This is a genomic window from Candidatus Thioglobus sp. (genome assembly GCF_029243085.1).
Classification (GTDB): Bacteria; Pseudomonadota; Gammaproteobacteria; order PS1; family Pseudothioglobaceae; genus Thioglobus_A.
The window spans coordinates 1-3,800 of record NZ_JAQWSS010000061.1; the positions used below are offsets into that span (position 1 = coordinate 1).

Below are 3,800 nucleotides of genomic sequence, written 5' to 3' on the forward strand. Positions count from 1 at the left end.
ACTTAATGTTTGAAAAAACTGGACAATTACCCGATAAACATTTAGCAACTGCCATTCTCAGCTTATTGATCTTTGGCTGGATATTATCATTCTCCGCCTCCTTGGGCCACTTTAATAGTTACAGCTACTTTTTTAAGCAAAGTGTTTATATTTTAATTGGCTTAGCATTGGCTTACACTTGCTTAAAAATACCTTTGTATTTTTACAAAAAATACGCAAAATGGTTTTTTATCTTTACCTTGGTTTGTTTGACTTTGGTATTTTTACCCGAGCCTATCGGCAGAACAGTGAACGGCTCAACCCGCTGGATTAATTTCGTATTTTTTAAATTTCAACCCTCTGAAATGATGAAAATCGCCATGATTTTGTACATGGCTGACTTCCTAGTAAGACAAGAAAAAGATGTAAAAAAACCTTGGATGGGGCTTGTTAAAACCTTAATTATTATTTCTTCTGCAGCCATTTTGCTACTATTAGAAATGGATTTAGGCGCTACCATTCTTATTTCTTTAACCGCACTCATCATGCTTTTTGCTGCAGGCGTGTATTTAAAACAATTAACTTACGTAGGCAGCGGACTAATCAGCCTAACTGGCACTTGGCTTTACATTGACGGCTTAAACGGTGGTGTGCGTTGGCAGAGAATGACAGAATTCTGGCAAATTGACCTATGGATGAATGAAAGTGAGAAAGTCTATCAAACTAAACAAGCCCTAATCGGTATTGCAAGGGGCGATTGGACAGGAGTTGGGCTAGGCAATGGTATTCAAAAATATTCAAAATTACCTGAGCCACATACTGACATGATCTTCTCCGTTATAGGAGAAGAGGTTGGCATTATTGGTATGCTATTCGTGATTTTCACCTTCGGCTTCATTATGCTCAAAGGTTTTAAGATTGCTAAAGATGCCTTAAAACAAAAGCGTAAATATAGCTCCTACGTAGGCTTTGGTATTTGCACTTGGTTATCATTACAATTTAGTGTTAACGTCGCTATGAATCTTGGTCTAATTCCACCTAAAGGCTTTCCTTTACCATTGATTAGCTATGGTGGTTCAAGTATGATTTTCGTACTTATTGCACTTGGCATATTATTAAGAATCGATATGGAAAATCATTGTGATTACTCTAAACAGAAAAACTATGTCTAATCAAAAAATTTTGTTAAATAAGAAAATATTAATCATGGCAGGTGGCACTGGTGGCCATATTTTTCCAGCACTAGCCATTGCAAGTGAGCTCAAAAAACACGATGTCGATATTGAATGGCTGGGCTCTAAAAAAGGCATGGAAAATACCATAGTGCCCAAAAATGGTATAAAACTACACAGTGTTAATGCAGTTGGTTTACGCGGAAAAAATATAGTCAGTCTATTAAAAGCACCCTTTCAATTGGCACTAGCCACAATAGAAGTTAGTAAAGTATTTTCTCAAGTTCAACCGGATGTTGTTTTAGGTATGGGTGGATTTGCCTCTGGGATTGGCGGCTTAATGGCTCGTATTTATAAGGTACCTTTGTTTATTCATGAACAAAACTCCATTCCAGGCACGACTAATAAATTACTCTCAAAAATTGCAACGCAAACCTTTCAAGCGTTTGACAATGCATTTGACTCCAAGATTAATGCCATTACAGTAGGTAATCCTGCGGCTTTTAAGGTTAAGAAATCAACCACTAGTAATAAGAAACTTAATTTACTGATTGTAGGTGGTAGTTTGGGCTCAAAACCAATTAATGACATTGTCACTAAGCTTGATATTAACATCAATATTTGGCATCAGACCGGTAAGTTACACTTTGCCAACGTTCAGTCTCAATACAATAAGAAATCTGTCAAAGTTACCGCCTTTATTGAGGATATGAGCAAAGCCTACGCATGGGCTGATGTAGTGCTGTGTAGAGCGGGCGCAATGACAGTTTCAGAACTCATGCTGAGCGCTAAACCGAGCATCCTTATACCCTTGCCACATGCAATTGACAATCACCAGTTTCATAATGCAAAAATTCTTGCAGATGCTGATGCTGGAATTTTGATTCAACAGAAAGACTTGAACATTCAAGCGCTTGAACAAGTTTTACTCAACCTCAATGACGAAAACCTAGAGAGAATGTCAGCCAATGCATTAAAACTTTCTAAGCCAAATGCTGCTGTAGAGATATCTAAACTTTTGCTTAACGCATAAAAAAACCGCATAAATGCGGTTTTAAATTAACCTGTACAAGTCTACTATTTCCATTCAGTACAAGTGATTACTTCATTGGTATTCCCATAGCGATCTGATTGCTTCTTGGTTACGCAACGTCTTTCCGTGACTTTAGCAGGCACCTCAACAATACGATCAACATAAACAATTTTTTCAATAATCACTTCTTTAACTGGATTAACATTGTTACAAATATCACTCTTGATAGTTTCTAACTTTTCTTTGGCTTTTGAATGCTGTTGGTTAGACCATTTTTTAGCATCAGTTGGAAGATCACCTAAAACTGTAATACTAGAATCTACTACACTACCCAAACAACTACTTAAATGCTCAAGATCATCGTAGCCATTAGTACAGTCTTTAGAGTCTGCAGAAACGTTGAAAGAAGCTAATGCAATTAGTAATAGACTGATTGATTGTATTTTCATAATATTAATGAGTTGAAGACATGTTTAAACCTAACGTTTCAAATAAGGCTTTATCACTACCAGTGTCTGGATTATCAGTTGTTAACAGCTGTTCACCATAAAAAATTGAATTAGCACCAGCAAAGAAGCACATGGCCTGCATAGCTTCACCCATATCGGTACGTCCTGCTGACAATCGAACCACCGATTTTGGCATCATGATACGCGCAACAGCAATTGTTCTAACAAATTCACTTTCTGTTGGCGGTGCTACTTTTTCAAATGGCGTACCTGGAATAGGTACTAATAAATTAAGCGGTACACTGTCTGGATGCTTATCTAAATTTGCTAAAGATCTTAGCATTGAAGCCCTGTCAGTTTGCTCTTCGCCCAAACCTAAAATACCACCACTACAGACATTGATATCTGCATTCTGAACCGACTCCAAGGTATTAAGCCTATCCTGGAATGTACGTGTAGTAATCACATTGGAATAATTCTCTTCTGAAGTATCAAGATTGTGATTGTAGTAATCTAGACCCGCCTCTTTCAATGTAAAAGCTTGTTCTTGAGTAAGCATACCCAACGTAACACAAGTCTCCATACCCATAGCCTTAACACCTTGAATCATAGGAATAACCTTATCAAGACTTTTATCGGTTGGATTACGCCAAGCAGCGCCCATGCAAAAACGGGTTGCACCCTGATCTTTTGCCGTTTGAGCCTGCTCTAGCACTAAGTCAATTTCCATAAGCTTTTCACGCTCAAGACCTGTGTCATACTTTGAACTTTGAGAGCAATAAGAGCAATCTTCAGGGCAGGCACCCGTCTTAATATTCAGTAAAGAACTTACCTGAACATAGTTCGGATCAAAATTATCTCTATGAATTGTATGCGCTTGAAAAAGTAAGTCATTAAATGGTAATGCAAATAAAGCTTCTACTTCTTCTAACTTCCAATCGTTTCTTATTTCTGCCATAAAGAGTATTAATATATAAATTAGATTGATTATTTTAACTCAATCTAATTACTGTAGACGTAAAAAAAGCCGTGCAATTGCACGGCTTTTATTGAACTTAAATTAAGTAACTACAGGCTGTAGTACATTTCAAATTCAACTGGGTGAGTTGCACAACGTAAGCGTGTAACTTCTTGCATTTTAAGCTCGATGAATGAATCAATCATATC

At 37.2% G+C, this 3,800-nt stretch carries 4 protein-coding genes; 2 read left to right on the plus strand and 2 right to left on the minus strand.

Annotation, left to right across the window (positions count from 1 at the left end; all coding sequences use genetic code 11):
* Both P8M52_RS03425 and murG read left to right on the plus strand, forming a co-directional pair.
* Positions 1-1,151 (plus strand): putative peptidoglycan glycosyltransferase FtsW (locus P8M52_RS03425; protein WP_363320146.1); only part of this gene is annotated, 1,151 nt, incomplete at its 5' end.
* Entirely contained in the window at positions 1,144-2,184 is a 1,041-nt protein-coding gene (gene murG / locus P8M52_RS03430) for an undecaprenyldiphospho-muramoylpentapeptide beta-N-acetylglucosaminyltransferase (protein WP_300307349.1), read from the plus strand. The genes P8M52_RS03425 and murG, both read left to right, overlap by 8 nt.
* Before the next feature lie 44 nt (positions 2,185-2,228).
* On the opposite strand, the gene P8M52_RS03435 is transcribed toward murG, so the two are convergent.
* Together P8M52_RS03435 and bioB are read right to left on the minus strand one after the other, a co-directional pair.
* The gene (locus tag P8M52_RS03435; RefSeq protein ID WP_300307352.1) at positions 2,229-2,633 is read right to left on the minus strand and encodes a hypothetical protein; all 405 of its coding nucleotides are present in this window, start codon (positions 2,631-2,633) and stop codon (positions 2,229-2,231) included.
* 4 nt (positions 2,634-2,637) lie between these two features.
* Positions 2,638-3,591 carry a biotin synthase BioB gene (gene bioB, locus P8M52_RS03440; RefSeq protein ID WP_300307355.1) on the minus strand — a complete coding sequence of 318 codons (954 nt, stop codon included), beginning with the start codon at positions 3,589-3,591 and terminating at the stop codon, positions 2,638-2,640.
* Positions 3,592-3,800 lie beyond the last annotated feature (209 nt).